Origin of the sequence: Anaerococcus hydrogenalis, assembly GCF_002871895.1 — a bacterium.
Classification (GTDB): domain Bacteria; phylum Bacillota; class Clostridia; order Tissierellales; family Peptoniphilaceae; genus Anaerococcus; species Anaerococcus hydrogenalis.
This window is the reverse complement of sequence record NZ_PNHP01000001.1, coordinates 245,972-262,355: the sequence shown is the minus strand read 5'-3', so window position 1 is coordinate 262,355 and position 16,384 is coordinate 245,972. Positions and strand designations below refer to the sequence as shown.

Here is a 16,384-nt window from a genome sequence, read left to right as displayed (position 1 = left end):
TCTATTCGTCACTAATTTTTACATAATTATTTATCCCACTAAGTTTACTAATTTGTCCATATGATTTGGTAATATTAGTTAATTCGTTAAAATTATATTTTTCTGAACTTATATCTTTACTACGTTCTGGCAAAATAAAATTATTTAAAGTTTCAATACTCTCTATTATTTTATCTTTTTGATTGTTAATAAATTTTGACTCTAACAACTTATTCATACTTATTGAACAATATTCTTCTGAAAATGTATTTAAATCTCTTATTTTTAACATAGGATTTAATATTTCACTTTTCGAGTTTCCTGAATCCCAAATTAATGATAAAAAATATAATGATAAATGATTGGTAAATTGTAGCTGAAAATCAAATTTATCATGAACTATTGCGTATATTCCTTTATCCTTATATTTTCCTCTAAATTCTAACACTTTTTGATATTGTTCTTGATTGAATTCGGAAGGATTAATAGGAGCATTCAAAAAATACATAAATACTTGCTTATTAGCTAAAAGCATCTCTTCTATTTCCTCTTCTGTACCAGATCCATACTTATCAGTTGGTGTACCAAATCTTGTCCAAAAAACTGCAACTGCAGCATCACAATTTCTAACAAATTGTTTATTTAATAATTCTTGTGGTTTATCACCTGATTCAGGATAACTATTGTAGACCAGTGTTTAGTAACTACTTCGATATTATTTAAATCACCAAAAGTTCTATTAAAGCTTTCAACACTTTCTTTTATTATTTCTAAAAAATCTGTAACATCGCCTGGACAAGATATTAATAAATCATATATGGTTACCCCTTTTCTTGGCATCTAACTACCTCCTTATGTTGATGTACTCTTTACAATAATTATTATATAATAATTACTCTAAGCAGCACACCAACTATTTATTTTTTGAGTTTTAAAATTTGGTAGAAGTTTTGAACTCCTTATATTTACATAACTATTTGCCTCTATCGCTATTATGACACGAAACCCACAAGCAAGTTCAAGCACCCCCATATCTTTATTCAAATGAGGACTAAGATATTCACAAACTTTTTCATAAACCTCTTTATCTTTTTTCATAAAAGGGGCATACAACTTAGAAAATTTATCCCAAAATTTTTTGTTGATTTTATCAATCATTTCAACGCTCCTTTAAATATAAAAATGATCCTATCAATCTTTATATTGAGCTTGTTCTCTCACTGATACCTTGTAAGAAAGGAATAATAGCTGTTCCTATACCGAGCATGAATGTCTTAAATGCTGAGAGTCATAGGCAGTCATTCCTTTCTATTCAATCATTTTGAAGTGTCTCAAGGCATCCGTGATGGCTTCTTCTTTTTCAGGTGTACACTGTGGAATATTTTGTTTATCCTTTTTAGACTTATTGTAATGTTCTCGTAATTCTATTCCATATTTCCTTTTTATCTGTGCAATATATAATGTTGAAACTTTTAATTGAAATTTATTCCAAACATATTCTTTGATTTGAGTATATGTTGCTTTGCTCTCCGCACTTGTCAAATCCATCTCATCCAGCTCAATTTCAACACTTATGTGCTTATCGACATCGAGTTTGGACAAAAGTGCTACCGTCTCTACATGCATAGTCTGAGAAAACATATCACAAGCTTTTATTTTTTCTAATTTATAACCCTTGTTTTGAAATCTATTTATGTCCCTAGCTAGTGTTTGTGGGTTACAGGATATGTAGACTATTTTTTTTATTTTTGTTTTTGCTATAGTTTTTATTATTTCTTTATCAAGACCAGCTCTTGGTGGATCTACTACTATGGCGTCTATTTTTTCTTTTTTTATAAATTTATGGTCTATATAGTTTGCATTTTTTGCTATAAATTTATAATCTGTTAACCCATTTAAATCAGCATTTTCTTTTGCATCTTTTATGGCGTTTTTATTTATTTCTATTCCTACTACATGGTCATCATTTATGGCAATGGAGCTTGTCGCTGATCCACAAAATAAGTCTAGGACTTTTTGATTTTCTCCCAAAAATTCTTTGGCAGTTTTGTATAATTTTTCTGTCATATAGTCATTTACTTGGTAAAAATCGTTCATAGATATTTTGAATTTTTTGTCTAAAAGATTGTAAATTAAATAGTCTTTTCCTGAAATATTTAATTTTTCTTTTTTATTTATTAGGTTAATGTTATAAGATGAATTTTTATATTGCTTTTTTATATATGGGATTATTTTATCGTCTTTTATTTTTATATTTAAAAGAATTTCTTTGTCGTTTGCCCTTATTGTTATTTCTTCAAGGCTATTTGGATAGTTTTTTGAAATTTCTTTTGTTATGGTTTCAATTTGTCCTAAATTTTTTCTAATTAAGTTTTTTGCCAGAATACAATCTTTTATTTCTACATGATCATTGGAATATTTTTTATTATATGCAAGTTTTCCATCTTTTGTAATTTGTAGTCTTATTTTATTTCTATAGTAAAATTCTTTACTATTAAGAACTTCTATATCCTCTAACTGTATTTTAGCAGATTTAAGTAGAGCATTTTTTATTAGGTTTTCTTTTAATTTTATTTGACTTTTATAATTTATATCCATAATAGAACAACCACCACATTCATAATAATATGGACATGGTGGTTGTTTATAATGGCAGCTTTGTTTAATTGTTTTTATTTTTTTTGCTTCTATGAAATTTTTCTTTTCATTTGTTATTTCTATATCACAAATTTCGCCGAAACTAGCATTTTCTATAAAATAAACTTTAGAATCGGCTTTTCCAACTCCCCTGCCATCTTGTAGGATATCAACTATTTTGATATCTTTTATTTGCATTATAGTACCTTTGCTTCTCCCTTGTAGATTATTCCTCCAAGTGGATCGATTGTTACTACATCTCCATCTTTTAATGAACTTGTTGCATCTTTTACACCTAAGATTGCAGGTATTCCAAAGTGGATTGATACTACTGCTGTATGACTTGTTAATCCTCCGTTTTCAGCTATTACTCCAGAAGATCTTTCCATAAATTCATTGATATCTTTGTCTGTGTATTTTGCAACAATTATATCTCCGTCTTCAAATTTTCCTTCAAGTTCTTCTTTTGTAGATCCAACTACAACTTTTGCTGAAACTGATTTGTTTCCTACACCAGTTCCATTTGCAATTATATCTCCTATTACATGAACTTTGATAAGGTTAGATGTTCCTGATACTCCTAGTGGAATTCCAGCTGTTAGTACAGTGATATCTCCTTCTTGTACATAGTTTTCTTTTAAAGCACCAACTATAGCTCTTTCGATTAGTTCGTCTGTTTCATGTGCTTTTTCTACTATTACTGGATATACACCCCATGAAACTGAAAGTCTTCTTGCAACTTTTTCATCAATTGTACATGCTATAATATTTGTTTTTGGTCTAAATTTAGAAACTGCTTTTGCTGTATTTCCTGATGCTGTACAGGTAATAATTGCTTTTGCATTTAATTGACTAGCTATTGTACATGTTGATTTTGAAATAGCATTTGTTGTTGTAATTTTTCTATCAATTTCTGCTTGGTAGATATTTTCTTCGAAGTCATCAGAAAGTTCTGTTGTTATACAGATATCTCTCATTGTTTTTACAGCTTCTACTGGATATTTTCCTGCTGCTGTTTCTCCTGAAAGCATAACACAGTCTGTTCCATCTATAATTGCGTTTGCTACGTCAGTTGTTTCTGCCCTTGTTGGTCTTGGGTTTCTTTGCATTGAATCAAGCATTTGTGTAGCTGTAATTACTGGTTTTGCAGCCTTATTACATTTCCTTATTACTTCTTTTTGTACTAATGGAATTAGCTCTGTTCTAATTTCTACACCAAGGTCTCCCCTAGCAACCATGATTCCATCACTTGCTTCGATAATTTCATCAATATTATCAACACCTTCTTGTGATTCTATTTTTGATAAAATTAAAATATCTTCTCCACCGTGATCTTCTAGTACTTTTCTTATATCATAAATGTCTTCTTTTTTTCTTATAAATGATGCTGCTATCATATCGATACCGTTTTCGATACCAAATTTTATATCATCAACATCTTTTGGAGTAATTGCTGGAAGATTTGTAACTCTACCTGGAAGGTTTACTCCTTTGTTGTTTGAAATTACACCATTATTTTGAACTCTACATACAATTTCTGTACCGTCTTTTATTTCCATAACTTCAAGTTGAATTAAACCGTCATCTACAGAAATAATTGATCCTTTTTCAACATCATTTGGAAGTCCTGAGTAAGAAACTGAAACTATATCCTTATTACCAATTATATCCCTAGTTGTGATTGTAAAAATATCATCTGGTTTTAAAAAATATTCTTTTTCTTCAAATCTACCAATTCTAATTTCTGGTCCTTTTGTATCAAGCATTAGTCCCAATGGTACATTTAATTTTCTTCTTAATTTTTTAATTGTTTTGATTTTTTCAAGATGTTCTTCATGAGATCCATGAGAGAAGTTTAATCTTGCTACGTTCATTCCGTTTTTTACTAATTGTTCCAAAACTTCTGGTGATTCTGAAGCTGGACCTATTGTACATACAATTTTTGTTTTCTTTAAAATATCTGGTTTCATAATAATCCTCCACTGATTTCTATTTTGACAATTTATTTGCTAATGCGTATAGACCTTCGTTAAAGTCGCCTTTTATTGAAACAGCTTCATCTAGGCTTACTTGAGTAATTTTACCACCTGTATATCCTAGTGCAATATTTGTTTTTTCTTCTTTTAATAATTCAACAGCCTTTGCACCCATAATTGATCCTAATAGCCTATCAGTTGCTGATGGTGATCCACCCCTTTGAACGTGACCTAAAACTGTTACTTTTGTTTCAACACCACTTCTTTCTTCAACTTCTTTTGCTACTGTATATGGATTACCTACACCTTCTGCAAGAACTATTAGGTGGTGTAATTTTCCTCTTTTTCTTCCATGGTTTACTTTTTCAACTATTTCATCAATTGAAAATTTATGCTCAGGAACTATTATTGATTCTGCTCCACCAGCAAGTCCTGAAAATAGGGCCAAATCTCCACAGTTACGTCCCATAACTTCAATTACAACTGCTCTACCGTGAGATGATGAAGTATCTCTTAATTTTCCAATTGCATCTGTAACTGTTTCAATTGCAGTAAAAAATCCAATTGTAAAATCAGTATATCCCATATCATTATCAATAGTTCCCGGAATACCTATAGCTTTAATTCCCAAATCACTAAGGGCTTTCGCTCCCTTATATGATCCATCTCCACCGATTACAATAAGTCCTTCAATTCCATAATCTCTAAGAATTTGAGCACCTCTTTTTTGACCTTCTGCATGCTTAAATTCTGTCGATCTTGCTGTTCCTAGAATTGTACCACCCTTATGTATGATGTCTGCAACTGATGATACATTCATTTCGTATATATCACCTTTCATTAGTCCATCATAACCATTTCTAATTCCTTTAATTCTCATCCCATTGTTTAGGGCTGTTCTTACTGCAGCTCTAATCGCTGAATTCATTCCTGGTGCATCTCCACCACTAGTAAGTATACCTATTGTCTTCATAGTATCTCCTTTAATTTAATTTAACATTATCCTTTCCAATCTTTAACTTTAGATAATTTATTATATCTGAATTTTGATCAATCCACAAACTTTCATCAAGCTTGACTGTCTTTTTCTTGTCAGTAAAATAAATTATCACAGGCGTTGTGCCATGATTGTCTAATAAATCTTTTCGTATCTTATTATACCTTATATAATCCATTTTTATATATAAATTTTTAAAAGAATTTTCATCTATTTCTTTTATATTTGATACAATCAATTTCAATTCATCATCACTTGATTGAAGATTTCCCTTAACCATAACTAGTGTATCATTTTCAACAACATTTCTAAAATCTTTATAGATGTTTGGAAAAATTATCATCTCTATTGATCCATACATATCCTCAAGCGTAGAAAAAGCCATTAAGGTATTTTTTTTAGTCATAGTTTCAGATTTGTTAGTGATAACTCCAGCCATTACTACTTCTTTATTGTCATATTTATCAAGATCAATTGGCCTTAATTCACTTAAAATTTCTGTTGAAAAATTTGTATATTTTTTTACCCTATCACCAAGTGAGTTTAGAGGATGGTCCGATATATAAAAACCTAAAACCTCCTTTTCAAGACTAAGTTTTTGCTTATTTTTGTATTCATTTACAGGAGGAAATTTTATATCATCTTCCTCATTTTGATCTTTTTGGTCGAAATCAAGCAGGTTCATTTGTCCTTTTAAATTCACTTTTTCATTGTCATGGATTGATTGAAGGGCTGTCTCATGGACTGCTATTAGTTCTGATCTTTTGTAGCCAAGTGAATCAAAGGCACCTGATTTTATTAAAGATTCTAAGGCTTTTTTATTTAAGGCTGTAGGATCGTTTGATTCAATTCTTTCTAGAAAATCTTTAAAGGTCTTATATTTTTTCTCATACCTAAGTTTTACTATCAAATCTATCAGATTATCACCAACATTTTTTATAGCCGACATTCCAAAAATTATTTTATTTTTTTCAGCTATAAACCTTCTTTCAGATTTATTTATATCTGGAGGAACAATTTCTATCCCCAATCTTTTTGCCTCTGATATATAAAGATATACCTTGGAGCTATCTCCCATTATAGATGTTAATAAATTTGCCATATATTCTTCCTTAAAATAGCATTTTAAATATGCAGTTTGGATGGCAACCAAAGAATATGCAGCAGAGTGTGATTTGTTAAAGGCATATTTGGCAAAAGATATCATTTCGTCATAAATCTTATTGGCATTTTTTTCTGAAATTCCATTATTTACACAACCTAATACTTCATAATTTCCCTTTGCATCTTTTTTTCCGTAGACAAATATTTCTCTATTTGCCTCCATTACGCTCATTTTCTTCTTACTCATAGCTCGTCTTAAATTATCAGCTTCTCCTAGAGAAAAACCTGCAAGTTGTTGAACTATTTGCATAACTTGCTCCTGGTAGACAATTATTCCATAAGTAACTTCAAGGATTGGCTTTAAGGATTGGTCAATATAGGATATATTTTGTGGGTGCATTTTATTTTTTATATAATTTGGTATTTGGTCCATTGGCCCTGGCCTAAAAAGTGAATTTGCTGCAACTAAATCATCAAACCTTGTTGGCTTTAAGTTTTTTAAAAAATTTCTCATCCCTGCAGATTCAAACTGAAATATACCAATAGTTTCTGCCTTTCTAAATTGTTCAAGAACTTTAGGATCATTTTCATCAATTTCATCCAAATTTATATCTATATTTTTATATTTTTTAACATCTTTTATGGTATCTTGAATTACTGTAAGGTTTCTAAGTCCCAAAAAATCCATTTTTAATAGTCCCAATTCTTCTATTTCAGTCATATTAAATTGAGTAACTATTTGGTCATTTGAAAGGGCGAGTGGGACAATGTCAGTCAATATTTCTTTACTAATTACAACTCCTGCAGCATGAATTGAGGTATGTCTTGGAAGATTTTCTATATTTCTTGCCGTATCAATCATTCTTTTCGTCTCTACGTCATTTTCATATTCGTAGGCTAATTTTTCTGTATTTTCTAGAGCCTTATCAATGGTCATTCCTATAGCTTGAGGAATTAATTTGGCTATTTTGTCGACTTTTTTAAAGGAAATATCCATAACTCTTCCCACATCTCTTATAGCATTTCTTGCCTTCATCCTTCCAAAGGTTACAATTTGAGAAACGTGGTCTTTTCCATAAAGATCATATACATAGTCCACAACCCTGTCCCTATTTTCATAGCAAAAATCTATATCTATATCGGGCATGGACACTCTTTCAGGATTTAAAAATCTTTCAAAAAGTAAATTATATTTGATTGGGTCAATTTGTGTAATATCTAGAGCATATGAAATTATAGATCCTGCAGCAGAACCTCTTCCTGGTCCTACTGCAATTTTATTATCCTTTGCATATCTTACAAAATCCCAAACTATCAAAAAATAATCGACATAGCCCATATTATTTATTACAGATATTTCTTTTTCATATCTTTTTTTAATTTTTTCATCAACTTTTCCGTATTTTTTTGAAAGTCCCTCATTTACCAAATATTTTAAATAGTCTAAATTTGTCATATTTTCTGGAACTTTTGTAAAATATGGAAGATGGGGATTGTGAAATTCTAATTTCACATTGCACATATCTGCTATTTTTTGACTATTTTCGTAGGCTCTTGGAAAATCTTTAAAAATTTCTCTCATCATTTCCTGATCTTTTAAATAAAATTCATCGCAAGGCATTTTCATCCTTTTTTCATCTTCCAAAAGAGAGCCTGTTTGTATACACGATAAAACGTCTTGGTAGAAGGCATCATTTTTTTCTACATAGTGGACATCATTTGTACAGACCATTTCAATTTTCAAATCTTCATGAATTTTTAGTAAGCTTTGATTTACTATTTTTTGCTCTTTAAGTCCATGGTTTTGAATTTCTAAGTAAAAATTTTCCCTTCCAAATAAGTCTAAATATTTTTGGGCTGTTTGGTAGGCTTTTTCTATATCATTTTCTAAAATTCTTTGGTTTATTTCTCCATTTAAGCAGGCAGAAAGGGCGATTATATCATCCTTATATTCTTCTAAAACTTCAAAGTCAATTCTTGGTTTATAGTAAAACCCTTCTGTGTAGGCCTTTGACACTATTTTTATTAGATTTTGATAGCCCCTATTGTTTTTTGCCAATAGTATTAAGTGATAATATCTTTTATTTTGAGGATTTTTTATCTTATGATCATTTTCACTTACATAAACTTCACATCCTATTATGGGTTTTATCCCATTATCTTGACATTTTTTATAAAATTCTATAACCCCATACATATTTCCATGATCTGTTATGGCACAAGAATTCATCTTATATTCTTTTAATTTTTCCATTAATTTATCTATCTTGGTAAAGCCATCCAAAAGAGAATATTCGGTATGAAGGTGGAGGTGGGTAAAATTATTTGTCATTAATCCTCACTTTCTGCAAGTTTTATAAGTTTTTGTAGCCTATAATTCACCTTTGCCTTGGAAAGGGCTGGTGTCATCATTTTTCCTAATTCTTCTAGGGAAATGTAGGGATAAGTTAGTCTAAGTTCTGATATTTCTTGTAAGTCTTCAGATAAATTTTCTAAAATATTTTTATCTTTTAATTTATTTATGGCATCAATCTGCCTAAAGGCTGCCTTTACAGTCCTATCTATATTTGCCTTATCAAAATTCGTCTGCCTATTTATGTCATTTCTTATTGATTTCATTGCTCTAACATTTTCAAGGTCAAAAAGAGACTTATTAGCCCCAATAATAGCCAAAAAATCCGATATTTTATCTGAATCTTTTATATAAACACAATATAAATCATTTCTTAAGTTTAATTTAGGATTTATATAAAAATCTTCCATAATTTTTCCAATCAAAAGAGCCTCTTCTTTTTGTTGAAGATTTATTTCAAGATTATAGCCCCTGTAGGGATCGTTTATTGAGCCTTTTAATAAAAAAGCTAGCTTTAAAATTATCTTTTTTTGCTCCCTTGTTTTCAAATTTTCATAAAATTTTTCCATTTCATAAAGATTATAAGTATCTGCAAGTTTTAAAATCTTATCAGAAACAAGGCTATCTTCTACTAAAACTATAAACGACCTTTCCTTTGAAAATTTTCTCTTATTTTGTATCTCCATAGCCGGAGAATACTTATATTTTTCTTTTATTATTTTATAAATATATCTCGCCTCTATATTTTCACTAGCCTTAAATAAAATTTGGTAAGAATTTTTAACAATCCTAATAGAGCCTTGAAAATAAAAGTAGGCTAATAGTTCCATATCAATCTCTTTATATTCAGGCTCTTTTTTTAATATTTCTTTTTTACATCTTTTTGAAAAAGACATCAAATCACTCTCTATTCAATCATTTTTTCTTTTAATTTCTTAAATGTTTTTTCATCAATTCCAACTTTTTTTAGGTAGGTTTCTATATTTTTATATTTTTTTTCAAGATAGTCCATGGCTTCCTTCATATTATATGGACTTGTAATTCTAAAAATTGATTCTGCCTCATCAGCTTCAAACCTATCAATATAGCCTAAATTTGCAGATGAAATTTCATAATCTGCCATAATGTTTTCTCTTGAAGTTCCTGCTATTAAAAGAAGAATCATAGAAATTATTCCAGTCCTATCCTTTCCTTCTTGGCAATGATACAAGACACGTCCATCAGAACTTGCCATTATTTCAAGAATTTCTTTGATAGCTGGGAAATTATCTATCAAGGATATATATGAATTTCCTATAGAAATTTTTCTTTCAATAATATTTTGTATATCTTCTTGTTTCATAGGCCAAGGCATAAGGGAGATTTGCTTATAGGTAAAATTATTTTTTATAATTTCAATTTTCTCACCCTTGTTTTTTGTCTCTTCTTCTCTTCTTAAATCAATTATTGTAGATACTTTTAAATCTTTTAGCAAATCCATATCCTTTTCTGTAAGACTATCTAGATTTGCACTTCTTATAAAAGAATCCCAGGAAGTAATATTTCCATCATAAGTTGGATATCCTCCCAAACTCCTGGCATTTTTTATATTTTCAAAGGGTAAGATTTTTAAATACTTTATTTTTTCCATTTTTCCCTATCCCTATGTTTTTTTACCACAATATAATTGCTATCTTTTAAAAGCTCATATATTTTCTCGCACATATAAACTGACCTATGCTGGCCGCCAGTACAACCAAATCCTATAGAAATAGAATTTTTGCCTTCTTTTACAAAATAAGGTATTAATTTGGTCAAATTTTCATAAACTGTGTTTTTAAAATCATTTGCAATTTCAAATTTATCAAGATATTCCTGTAATTTTTTATCACTACCATTTAGGTGTTTTAATTCTTTTATATAAAAAGGGTTTGGTAAAAATCTCAAATCAAATACAACATCAACATCCAGGCTTAGACCGTTTTTGTAACCAAAAGAAAATAAATTTATGATGAAATTTTCCTTTTTTTCAGAAACATCTAAGATTACCTTTCTAAGGTCTTTATTATTATAGTTACTAGTATCTATTATTAAATCTGCTAATTTTTCGACACTCTTTAATTCTTTTTTCTCTTTTTTAAGCCCATCTTCTACATCACCAAAAGATCCTAAAGGGTGAGGACGCCTAAGCTCATTATATCTTTTCATTATTATTTCATCTTGGCTTGTAAGATAAATTATTTTGGTATCCTCATTTATTTTTTTAAGATTTTCAAGATTTTTAACTAAGTTTTTATCTACTTCCATAGACCTAAAATCAACTACACAAGCAAGTTTATCAATAGGATTATCCTGGGACATATTTAATTTAATAAAAGATTCAATCAGGCTTGATGGGACATTATCCATGGCATAATAATCAAGGTCTTCAAAAATTCTAAGGGCAGTAGTTTTTCCAGAACCACTAAGACCTGTTATAATTTTTACCTTCATTATTTCTCACCTATAACCTTAACTTCTCTTTCAAGTTTAAAACCTGTTTTTTCAAAGACGATGCTTGCAACTTCTTCAATAAAATCAATCATTTCATTGTAAGTTGCATCCCCATTATTTATCAAAAATCCACAGTGTTTTTCACTTACTTGGCAATCTCCTTTTTTATATCCCCTAAGTCCACATTCATCAATTAACTTTGATGCATAGGAGCCCACTGGTCTTTTAAAAGTTGATCCAGCTGATTTTTTTTCTAAAGGTTGTTTTGTAACCCTTCTATTTGTAAAATCATTATATTTTTCATTAATTTCTTCTTGATTTCCCTCTTTAAGTTCAAAAATAGCTTCAGAAACAATTAAGTCATCATCAAAGACTTTTGAATGTCTATAAGAAAAATCCATATCTTGGTTAGAAAGTTCAATTATTTGACCATCTCTTGAAATTAATTTAACAGTTTTTATAATATCTTTCATCTCTACCCCATAAGCTCCAGCATTCATTGCAACAGCTCCGCCTACAGTACCTGGAATTCCTGATACTTCTTCCATTCCTGTCAAAAAATTTTTGAAAGAAAATTTACTAGCTTCAGATAAGAGAGCACCAGCACTAACCTTTAAAAGATTTCCATCTACTGAAATCCTATTATAATTTTTAGAAATTATTATAACACAGCCCCTAATCCCCTTATCGGTGACCAAAATATTTGTACCATTTCCTATAATTGTAGTTTTTATATTATTTTCCTTATTAAATTTAATCAAATCTACAAGTTGATATTCCTCTTCAACCTCAACCAAAACATCGGCACATCCCCCAATGCCAAAATTTGTATAATTTTTTAGTTTTTCATTAAATCTAATAATTCCAAAATCTTTTCCTTCATACAATGATTTATAATCCATAAACACTCCTTCTAACTTACTAAAATCTAATCTTATTATACTCTTATTTGATTTTTTGTCCGTTTTTCTATATAATAGCAAGTAGCGATTATATTTGTAAATTTTTAATAAATTTGGTATAATAACTAAGATAAAATTAAGACTTGGAGGTGTAAAGTATGGCAAGAGAATGTGATATCTGTGGAAAAGGTACAAAATTTGGAAATAAAGTAACTTTCTCACACAGAAGACTAAATAGAAACTTTAAACCAAACGTTCATAAATTAAGAGCTAAAATTAATGGAAGCGTAAAAACAATCAACGTTTGTACAAAATGTATAAAAAGCGGTAAAGTAGAAAAAGCTTAATAGAAATTTTATAGTGCGATAAGCACTATTTTTTCATTAAAAAAAGAAAGTAGCCTTGAACTACTTTCTTTTTTTAATTTCTTTTATTCATTTATTATCTCATAATATTTATTTACTTGATCAATTATAGAATTTTCCTTATGGGAGAAAATATCTGATCCACTAACAACGACATCCACTCCTGCATCTATAACTTTTTTCAAATTATGATCTTTAATTCCACCATCAACTTCAATTAAGCATGATAGATTATTATCATCAATATAAGACCTTAATTTTTGAATTTTTCCAATAGAATCTTCAATAAAACTTTGTCCACCAAAACCTGGTTCTACACTCATTACCAAACATAAGTCAATTTTTTCAAGATAAGGAATAATTTTTTCTATGTCGGTTTTTGGTTTAAAACTTAGGCCTACTTTTAGACCAGAATTTTTAATTTTTTCAATAGTTTCATCCAAATTTGAACATGCTTCATAGTGAACAGTTATAAGGTCAGCTCCGCTTTTTTTAAACTGATCAATATATCTAATTGGTTCATCAATCATAAGGTGGGTATCAAAAATAAAATCATTATCTTCACGAATCGACTTGATAATTGGAAAACCGAAAGAAATATTTGGAACGAATTTTCCATCCATAATATCAAGGTGTAAATATTTTACCTTTGTCTTTTTCAATTGGTCTAAATCATTTTGTAAATTAGCAAAATTTGCCGATAAAACTGATGGAGATATTTCTACCATTTTTGTCTCCTTTTTTTTATTTCTTCAAATAAAGTTAAATAATTCTCATATCTTGTTTTTTCAATTATATTTTTAGATAAGTCATCTTTAACCTTACATTTAGGTTCATTAATATGGTTACAATCCTTGAACTTGCAAGAATTGTTATCAAATTCTCTAAAACAATATTTCAAATCTTTTTCATCATCGATAAAGTCTATATCAAAACTATCAAATCCAGGTGTATCAAAAATATTTGTATTTTTTTCTAGATTAAATATCTCAACATGTCTTGTTGTATTTTTACCTCTTTTTGATTTTTCCGAAATTGAGCCAATTTCAATATCTTTTTCAACTAAGTTAGATAAAAATGTAGACTTGCCAACACCGGAAGATCCAGAAACAGCTGAAGTTTTTCCTCTTAATATTTCTAAAATCTCAGATTCAGGAAAATCCTTATAATTGTCTATAAAAATTAATTTATAACCAATTTTTTCATACATTTTTATAAAATCTAAATCTTTTTTATCAGCCAAATCTTTTTTCGAAACAATAATTATAACATCTATATTTATATATTCACACATAGCTAGATACTTATCGATATTAAAAAGATTTAAACTGGGATTTTTTATAGTTATAAAATACAAAATTTGGTCAATATTTGCAATATTAGGTCTTTTAATCTGATTTTTTCTATCTAAAATTTTCGTTATATAACCTTTAGAATCTTCAGTAACATCAAATTCAACATTATCACCAACCAGGGGCTTTATATTTTTATTTCTAAAAACACCCCTAGCCTTACACATATAGCTTTTTTCATCACTTAACACATAATATATTTCTTTTTGAGATTTTATAATTTTACCAATCATCTATTTACTTCATATACTCCCTGTGACTTATCATCTATAAGTATATTTACCTTTGTTCCTACTACAGATTTAAAATCTAAATTTAAATTTCCATTAGAGTCTAGTTCATCTTTTGTATGGTTTTGATTATATAAGAGATCTGAATTTTTGTTATTATCTCCTAGCTTATAAACTTTTACATTAAATGAATCCTTATCAGTAGGAACTGAAATAGTAAATTTAACATTCACTTGTTGTGATTTATTTTCATCATCTGTACCCTCATCACTAGAATCATTAGGATTTTTTCCTCTTGATACAACAAAATCTATACTAGAGTGTTCTGCTACTTGAGTTTTAGCTGCTATTGATTGGCTAATTACAACTCCTTTTTCATATTTATCAGAGTATTTGTATGTTATATTACCTACAGTAAGACCATTTTCATTTGCCAAACTTATTGCATCTTCTTCGTAATTTCCTACAAAATTTGGAACTTTTACATTTTTTACATCGTCTTCTTCTTTACCCAAACTTACTGTAACATCTATTTCACTTCCAGCTTGAACCTTTTCATTTTTCCTTGGATCTTGGTCTATTATTTTATCTTTTTTTACACTTTCACTGAAATCTGTACTGGTTTTTCCAAGTTCTAAATCCAATTCTTTTAATTTTTCCTCAGCTTGTTCTAAAGTTAGACCTGAAAGATCTGGAACTTTTACTTCTCTTCCTTGACTTACAACTAAGTTTACTGTTGAATTTTTCCTAACTTTAGTCTTTGGTGTTGGATCTTGTTCCATTACTTTGCCAGCTTCATAGTTATTGCTTTGAGCATAACGAGAAATATTAGCTTTAAGATTTTTTTCTTCTAGAATCTTTACTGCTTCTTCTTCGCTTAAATTTAACACTGTTGGAACTTGAACCATATTAGAATTACTTGATTTTACATAATAAAGTCCTCCAGCAAGAACAGCTATTAAAAGTAAAATAAAAGGCCACAATTTTCTCTTTTTCTTTTTTTCCTTAGGATTTTTTTCATCCTTATCTGTAGGAGTTACATAAACTGCTTCATTTTCTAATTCTTCTTTTTTTCCTTCTTCTTTATCTTTTTTCTTTTTATTTTCAACGACAGGAATAAAAGTTGTTTCTGTAATTTCTTTTGGTTTTTCTATCTTTGCAGTATCTTCCTTTTTTATAAGTCCTATATCATAAGAGTTATCTTCCAAAGCTCTTATCAATTCATTTGCATTTTTAAATCTTTTTTGAGGATCTTTTTCAAGAAGTTTCATTATTATATCGTTTAATCTTGGTGATAAATTCTCATTTAATTTTATTGGACTTTCTGGTTCATCTTGAATATGCATAACAGCAATTCCAACAGAGTTATCAGCATCGAAAGGAACTTTGCCTGTAGCCATTTCATACATTACAACTCCAAGAGAATATAAATCTGATTTTTCGTCAACAAATTTACCCTTGGCCTGCTCTGGTGAAATATAATGAACAGTTCCTAAAATCGATGAAGTATAAGTTATAGTTGCATTTGTTGAGACTCTTGCTATTCCAAAATCCGTTACTTTTAATAAACCATACTTATCCATCAAAATATTTTGTGGTTTAATATCTCTATGGATAATATTTGATGAATGCGCTTGGTTTAAAGCTTGAGCAATTTGTATTGAATAATCAACTATATCATGGTTCGATATAATTTTTTCCCTATCAATAAGATCCTTTAAGGTTTCTCCATCCACATATTCCATAACTATATAATGGATTTTTTTGCCTTCTATCAAATCTTCACCAATATCATAAACACTTACTATATTTACATGCGTAAGTCTTGCAGCAGATAAGGCTTCATTTGAAAACTTTTTTACAAATTCATCATCTTCTGCATATTGGTCCTTTAAAATTTTAATTGCAACATCTCTTTGTAAGAGTCTGTCCGTCGCCTTATAAACTTTAGCCATTCCTCCTACACCAATGAGATCTTGCAATTGATATCTATTACCTAAAATAATATTGTCCATAT

At 29.1% G+C, this 16,384-nt stretch carries 15 protein-coding genes; 1 reads left to right on the top strand and 14 read right to left on the bottom strand.

The features are described from left to right. Position 1: 1 nt before the first annotated feature. The 11 genes from CJ192_RS09350 to murB all read right to left on the bottom strand — a co-directional run bounded on the left by CJ192_RS09350 (position 2) and on the right by murB (position 12,420). A complete protein-coding gene (locus CJ192_RS09350; protein WP_219721360.1) occupies positions 2–514 on the bottom strand; it encodes a hypothetical protein in 513 nt (170 codons plus the stop codon). Between the two features lie 107 nt (positions 515–621). After that, positions 622–819 carry a hypothetical protein gene (locus CJ192_RS09345; RefSeq protein ID WP_219721359.1) on the bottom strand — a complete coding sequence of 66 codons (198 nt, stop codon included), beginning with the start codon at positions 817–819 and terminating at the stop codon, positions 622–624. 57 nt (positions 820–876) lie between these two features. Further along, a complete protein-coding gene (locus CJ192_RS09560) occupies positions 877–1,137 on the bottom strand; it encodes a restriction endonuclease subunit M (protein ID WP_244897261.1) in 261 nt (86 codons plus the stop codon). Between the two features lie 150 nt (positions 1,138–1,287). Further along, entirely contained in the window at positions 1,288–2,814 is a 1,527-nt protein-coding gene (gene rlmD, locus CJ192_RS01225) for a 23S rRNA (uracil(1939)-C(5))-methyltransferase RlmD (protein WP_102197466.1), read from the bottom strand. Further along, positions 2,814–4,586 carry a pyruvate kinase gene (gene pyk, locus CJ192_RS01220; protein ID WP_102197465.1) on the bottom strand — a complete coding sequence of 591 codons (1,773 nt, stop codon included), beginning with the start codon at positions 4,584–4,586 and terminating at the stop codon, positions 2,814–2,816. Before pyk ends, rlmD begins: the two co-directional genes overlap by 1 nt. Before the next feature lie 19 nt (positions 4,587–4,605). After that, entirely contained in the window at positions 4,606–5,565 is a 960-nt protein-coding gene (gene pfkA, locus CJ192_RS01215; RefSeq protein WP_004818136.1) for a 6-phosphofructokinase, read from the bottom strand. A gap of 10 nt (positions 5,566–5,575) precedes the next feature. Continuing rightward, the gene (locus CJ192_RS01210) at positions 5,576–9,025 is read right to left on the bottom strand and encodes a DNA polymerase III subunit alpha (protein ID WP_102197464.1); all 3,450 of its coding nucleotides are present in this window, start codon (positions 9,023–9,025) and stop codon (positions 5,576–5,578) included. Then, entirely contained in the window at positions 9,025–9,942 is a 918-nt protein-coding gene (gene whiA, locus CJ192_RS01205) for a DNA-binding protein WhiA (RefSeq protein WP_102197463.1), read from the bottom strand. The genes CJ192_RS01210 and whiA overlap by 1 nt, the downstream gene beginning before the upstream one ends. Before the next feature lie 11 nt (positions 9,943–9,953). Continuing rightward, positions 9,954–10,676 (bottom strand): tyrosine-protein phosphatase, encoded by a 723-nt coding sequence (locus CJ192_RS01200; protein ID WP_004818060.1) that lies wholly within the window; start codon positions 10,674–10,676, stop codon positions 9,954–9,956. After that, positions 10,664–11,518: an RNase adapter RapZ gene (rapZ, locus tag CJ192_RS01195; protein WP_004818049.1), complete on the bottom strand. Its 855-nt coding sequence runs from the start codon at positions 11,516–11,518 to the stop codon at positions 10,664–10,666. Before rapZ ends, CJ192_RS01200 begins: the two co-directional genes overlap by 13 nt. After that, positions 11,518–12,420: a UDP-N-acetylmuramate dehydrogenase gene (gene murB / locus CJ192_RS01190; RefSeq protein WP_004818068.1), complete on the bottom strand. Its 903-nt coding sequence runs from the start codon at positions 12,418–12,420 to the stop codon at positions 11,518–11,520. Before murB ends, rapZ begins: the two co-directional genes overlap by 1 nt. 158 nt (positions 12,421–12,578) lie before the next feature. Here murB and rpmB point away from each other — a divergent pair, with 158 nt between their 5' ends. Next, a complete protein-coding gene (rpmB, locus tag CJ192_RS01185) occupies positions 12,579–12,767 on the top strand; it encodes a 50S ribosomal protein L28 (RefSeq protein ID WP_004812430.1) in 189 nt (62 codons plus the stop codon). Positions 12,768–12,850: 83 nt separating this feature from the next. Here rpmB and rpe read toward each other — a convergent pair whose 3' ends face one another. From rpe to pknB, 3 genes are read right to left on the bottom strand one after another with little or no spacing between them, the layout of a single operon-like run. Beyond that, on the bottom strand, positions 12,851–13,513 hold the full coding sequence (gene rpe / locus CJ192_RS01180; RefSeq protein WP_102197462.1) for a ribulose-phosphate 3-epimerase: 663 nt from the start codon (positions 13,511–13,513) through the stop codon (positions 12,851–12,853). Next, positions 13,507–14,370, bottom strand: coding sequence for a ribosome small subunit-dependent GTPase A (gene rsgA, locus CJ192_RS01175; protein ID WP_102197461.1), 864 nt, complete (start codon positions 14,368–14,370; stop codon positions 13,507–13,509). Before rsgA ends, rpe begins: the two co-directional genes overlap by 7 nt. Continuing rightward, a complete protein-coding gene (pknB, locus tag CJ192_RS01170) occupies positions 14,367–16,382 on the bottom strand; it encodes a Stk1 family PASTA domain-containing Ser/Thr kinase (protein WP_102197460.1) in 2,016 nt (671 codons plus the stop codon). The genes rsgA and pknB overlap by 4 nt, the downstream gene beginning before the upstream one ends. Between the last annotated feature and the right edge of the window lie 2 nt (positions 16,383–16,384).

Coding starts and splice junctions, on each gene's coding strand:
- CJ192_RS01200 (WP_004818060.1), bottom strand. CDS start 10,676: ATGGAAAAAATAAAGTATTTAAAAATCTTACCCTTTGAAAATATAAAA.
- rlmD (WP_102197466.1), bottom strand. CDS start 2,814: ATGCAAATAAAAGATATCAAAATAGTTGATATCCTACAAGATGGCAGG.
- pyk (WP_102197465.1), bottom strand. CDS start 4,586: ATGAAACCAGATATTTTAAAGAAAACAAAAATTGTATGTACAATAGGT.
- CJ192_RS09345 (WP_219721359.1), bottom strand. CDS start 819: ATGCCAAGAAAAGGGGTAACCATATATGATTTATTAATATCTTGTCCA.
- CJ192_RS01210 (WP_102197464.1), bottom strand. CDS start 9,025: ATGACAAATAATTTTACCCACCTCCACCTTCATACCGAATATTCTCTT.
- rapZ (WP_004818049.1), bottom strand. CDS start 11,518: ATGAAGGTAAAAATTATAACAGGTCTTAGTGGTTCTGGAAAAACTACT.
- rpe (WP_102197462.1), bottom strand. CDS start 13,513: ATGGTAGAAATATCTCCATCAGTTTTATCGGCAAATTTTGCTAATTTA.
- murB (WP_004818068.1), bottom strand. CDS start 12,420: ATGGATTATAAATCATTGTATGAAGGAAAAGATTTTGGAATTATTAGA.
- pfkA (WP_004818136.1), bottom strand. CDS start 5,565: ATGAAGACAATAGGTATACTTACTAGTGGTGGAGATGCACCAGGAATG.
- whiA (WP_102197463.1), bottom strand. CDS start 9,942: ATGTCTTTTTCAAAAAGATGTAAAAAAGAAATATTAAAAAAAGAGCCT.
- rsgA (WP_102197461.1), bottom strand. CDS start 14,370: ATGATTGGTAAAATTATAAAATCTCAAAAAGAAATATATTATGTGTTA.
- rpmB (WP_004812430.1), top strand. CDS start 12,579: ATGGCAAGAGAATGTGATATCTGTGGAAAAGGTACAAAATTTGGAAAT.
- CJ192_RS09350 (WP_219721360.1), bottom strand. CDS start 514: ATGCTTTTAGCTAATAAGCAAGTATTTATGTATTTTTTGAATGCTCCT.
- pknB (WP_102197460.1), bottom strand. CDS start 16,382: ATGGACAATATTATTTTAGGTAATAGATATCAATTGCAAGATCTCATT.
- CJ192_RS09560 (WP_244897261.1), bottom strand. CDS start 1,137: ATGATTGATAAAATCAACAAAAAATTTTGGGATAAATTTTCTAAGTTG.